Below are 3,701 nucleotides of genomic sequence, written 5' to 3' on the forward strand. Positions count from 1 at the left end.
GAGAGGGGAAAGCGTCGACGAGGAAAGTTAGCGCTCTACAAGAAAGCAGCGGCGGCGCCCGACGAGATCCCCTCTCTTGCATTTTTCAAGCACTTGCTCGGGGACAAGCCCGCTCGCAAATGCAGGAAAATGCTATCTCCTCCACAAGGGGGAGATAGGCCATCGCAGAGCCTCGGCCCGCTATCAGGCCTTCTTCAGGAACTCCGTCTTCAGCACCAGACCCTTGACCTGCTTGGTGTTGCATTCGATCTCGCCGGGATTGCCGTTTAGCCGGACGTTCTTCACCAGCGTGCCGCGCTTGATCGTCTCCGATGTGCCCTTGACCTTGAGGTCCTTGATGAGGGTCACGGAGTCGCCATCCTTCAGCGGCGTGCCGTTGCTGTCTTTTACGATAGGGTCGGTCATGGCGGGTCTTTCATTGGTTGGATGGCCTGCGCCCGCGTATCGCGCCGACCACGGCCTGGTCAAGCGGGCTGGATACCTTGGGGGAGGCTCACCGCCCAAGCATCACCTCGGCCTCGATCTCGACCGGGAAATTCAAAGGCAGGGCGGCGACGCCGATGGCCGTGCGGGCATGGCGGCCGATTTCCGGTCCGAAGACTTCGAGGATGAGGTCCGAAAAGCCGTTCATCACCGCCGGCGTTTCGGTGAAGCGCAAAGCCGAATTGACCATGCCGTGCACGCGGCACCAGCCGGTGATCCGGTCAAGGCTGCCGAGCTCGCGTTTCAGGCTGCCGAGCATCGACAGTCCGACCTTGCGGGCCGATGCCCGTGCTTCTTCCAGCGACACGCTCTCGCCGACGGCGCCGAACGGCCCGGCGAGCGAGCCATCCGGTTCCTGCGGTCCGTGGCCAGAGATATAGGCGCGGTCGCCGCGCACATTCACCCAGGGAAAGGGCAGCACCATGCGCGGCGGCAGTTTCAGCGGCGGCGGCAGGACGATGCCGAGCGCGGCAAGCTTCTCGTCGGCACCCGGCATGGCATGGCCCTTCTCGCACAGCGCCATTGCGGCACCGCGGCCGAGCTTTCCGGTTCGCGGGGCGTTCGTCAAGAATGGCTTTGGCTCTGAAGAAGAATGATCGGGGAGTGGTTGGCTGGAAGCCTAAAGCAGGTCGCGTGAAAAGGATCACGCGACCTGCTTTAAGTTTTTGATTTTAAGCATGTCTTTGCCCCGAAATCGGGCCTGCTTTCGGGAGACATGCTTTAGCCCGCGCGGACCGTGGTCCTGCGATCCGCGCGGGCGGGCGCCGCCCCGCCGACGGCGCCAAGCCCCCAGCCCTCAGGCTGGCCGGGCGGCAGTTGGTCCGGCCGCTGCTTTCTTCGCCGATCCGGGATGGTGAACCGGCTATGGGTCCCCCGGAATGGCTACCTTTTGTCTTACGCGGCTCCGGACCAAAACCGCCGCGCACGGCTTCCGGGATTGGTTTAGAAATGAAGGTCCAGCGGCTGCGGATAGGCTTGGCCTGGTTCGGCGTCCTTCGACTGCAGGCCCGCCGAAGGCACGATGCCGCCAGTGGCCGTCTGATCGAGCAGCGGCCGGCTCTTCTCAGTGCCGGTCTTTGCCTCGGTCGGGGGAATTTTCGTTTTGGCTTCGGCGGTTTGCGACAACGCAAGCGCCATAACAAGCGCGGATAAAATGAGTTTCATGACAGCTCCCCTGTATTCATCCCGGAACGACCGTAGCGCTGCCTGTCCGCCCGCAAAGATCGCGTGCGCGGAACATCGTGGAATTCTCTGGAATTCCAGGAACATTAGCATATGGAAATAGGATAAATGGAATGGAGGCCATTTGCCGGCATGCTAACCGGGATCATTGGAGAAGCTCGGTGATTCCAGCCGGAACGCCGAAGACTTAGGCGGCGAAACATCGGGGCTAAGTGCATGGCGCAGCACATCGCGCAAAAACTGAGGCTGACTTCGGCCTTGCTGGGAACGGTGACCCGCAAGGATCTGGCGGCGGCGTTCCGCGCCGTCAATCCGAACACCGCGTTCGATCTCGGCCGCGCCGACAAATGGCTGCAGGGCCGGGCGCGCCCGCGCCAGATCAGCGTCTACGACGACTGGGCGAGGTTGCTTGAGCTGGAACAGCCCGGCGCCTGGATCGCCGAGAGCGAGCTGCCGGCCTTCACCGCCGCGATCGTGGCCCGCCACGGCATCGACAGTGCCGAACTGGAGCGCCGCGCCGGCATGCAGTTCGATGCATCCGGGCATGATGAGCGTGGCCTCGGCTCCGGGCTCGCCGGGGCCTATGCCTGTTATTCGCGCGCCTGGTCGCCCTATTACCGCGGCCGGATGATCAAGGGCCGCCTGTCGATCGAAGCGGGGCCGGGCGCGCATGGGCTGACGGCCACCTATGGCGAGACCTTGCCGACCGGACATTTGCAACTCGTCGGCCCGGTGATGCCAGCGAAGCGCGGCCTCTATCTGCATCTCAAGGATGTCGGCGGCGACACGCAGTTCTTCCTATGCCTGTTCCCGCAGACACAGCCGGTCAGTGTGCTCGGCGGCTATATGTGCGGCTCCGCCGTCATCGGCCCCGAAGCGCAGCCCTCGCTGACCCGGATCCTGCTGGTGCGGCTGCGCGATGCGGCATCAGGTGCCGGGACATGGGGCGGGTACCTGCCGCCCGGCGGTTCGATCGCCGCAGACCTGGCGGGCCTCGGGATCGACCTGGAACATCCGGAAGCGGTCGATCGGCAGCTTGACAAGTTCCTCGACGCCTACAGCGACGACGGCGCCATCCAGATCCCGCCGGCCGAATTCCGCGCCGTCCTCGAGCTGTTCGACCGCCATTGGCTGCAGCACGCCGGTTAATCACCGCACTGACCGGGGCCGTGCCGGATGTCGCTTGCCAGCTACAATCCGAATGCTTTCGGGTTGCAGTCAGCCTTCATCGCACGCCAATCGCGCAAGTATTCTTTGACGGGATTGAGTTCGCGCTGCGTGTTGCGGGCGCGAAACTGGGGCAAGAGGGGTTATCCAGAAGAAGACTTACCAGAAGCCGGTGCTGTCGAAGCGCGAGAAGCTGTCGGGCGTCGTGGCAATCCAGGTCTCAGGCCCGGTCTGACGCTTGGCCTCCCAAACAGCTGATGAAGAAGCCATATCGCAAACCGACACTTGCCAAGCGCGGCAGGCTTTCTGCGGTGACCGCAGCGGCGCCGTCCTCTGGCTTCTCGTTCTGAGATCCTAAGCTGATATTCGACGAACGCGCCGCCGGTCGAAGCGGTCCCAGGCAAGCAGGCTTGACCGCTGGAAACTGGGTCTGGCCAGGAGCGGGCGGTACACTGCGCAGGTGCCCGCCCGTCCGGCGCCGCCGCCAAGCTGCTGAAACCCCGTCCGTCCCCAACAGCAACGGTCATGGCGTGACCAGTGGTTGCGCAGTGCCATTGGGGCGGTGTCCTGTCAACGCTGCCGGCATGTGGCCTGGAAGCACTTTTTAGCCGCCTTTTCGTGCCCGAAGCACGGTTTAAAGCCATGGCGGAGCGACGCCTAAGGGCCGCGAAATGGCGGAATTCCGGGCTTTTCCAACGGCCGGCGGGCCGCACCGCACATATATGCTTATCCGCTTGAATAAGCAGATTTTTCGCTGCCCGGCTTGTTCCTTCGACCCCGACTTTTTTTGGGCGCAATTCGGCAGCGCAGCATCGGCGCCCGGCGACGACGGGTTTCGCTCGAAAGCGGCATCCGGCGCATCTGTGAGC

Annotated in this window: 5 protein-coding genes; 2 read left to right on the forward strand and 3 right to left on the reverse strand. The window is 63.6% G+C overall.

The features are described 5' to 3' along the window. Window positions 1–183: 183 nt before the first annotated feature. From EOD07_RS26400 to EOD07_RS26410, 3 genes are all read right to left on the reverse strand, one after another. Complete coding sequence (locus tag EOD07_RS26400; protein ID WP_127237502.1) at window positions 184–405, reverse strand: alkylphosphonate utilization protein; 222 nt, start codon at window positions 403–405, stop codon at window positions 184–186. Between the two features lie 88 nt (window positions 406–493). Next, window positions 494–979 (reverse strand): RidA family protein, encoded by a 486-nt coding sequence (locus tag EOD07_RS26405; RefSeq protein WP_127237506.1) that lies wholly within the window; start codon window positions 977–979, stop codon window positions 494–496. Window positions 980–1,425: 446 nt separating this feature from the next. Then, complete coding sequence (locus EOD07_RS26410) at window positions 1,426–1,752, reverse strand: hypothetical protein (RefSeq protein WP_127237503.1); 327 nt, start codon at window positions 1,750–1,752, stop codon at window positions 1,426–1,428. 129 nt (window positions 1,753–1,881) lie between these two features. Here EOD07_RS26410 and EOD07_RS26415 point away from each other — a divergent pair, with 129 nt between their 5' ends. Beyond that, window positions 1,882–2,814 carry a hypothetical protein gene (locus EOD07_RS26415; RefSeq protein ID WP_127237504.1) on the forward strand — a complete coding sequence of 311 codons (933 nt, stop codon included), beginning with the start codon at window positions 1,882–1,884 and terminating at the stop codon, window positions 2,812–2,814. A 689-nt stretch (window positions 2,815–3,503) separates the two neighbouring features. Continuing rightward, the coding region (locus EOD07_RS38190; RefSeq protein WP_206519561.1) for a hypothetical protein at window positions 3,504–3,701 on the forward strand (198 nt) is incomplete at its 3' end.

The organism is Mesorhizobium sp. M2C.T.Ca.TU.002.02.1.1 (assembly GCF_003997225.1).

Coding starts and splice junctions, on each gene's coding strand:
- EOD07_RS26410 (WP_127237503.1), bottom strand. CDS start 1,752: ATGTTCCTGGAATTCCAGAGAATTCCACGATGTTCCGCGCACGCGATC.
- EOD07_RS26405 (WP_127237506.1), bottom strand. CDS start 979: ATGCCGGGTGCCGACGAGAAGCTTGCCGCGCTCGGCATCGTCCTGCCG.
- EOD07_RS26400 (WP_127237502.1), bottom strand. CDS start 405: ATGACCGACCCTATCGTAAAAGACAGCAACGGCACGCCGCTGAAGGAT.
- EOD07_RS26415 (WP_127237504.1), top strand. CDS start 1,882: ATGGCGCAGCACATCGCGCAAAAACTGAGGCTGACTTCGGCCTTGCTG.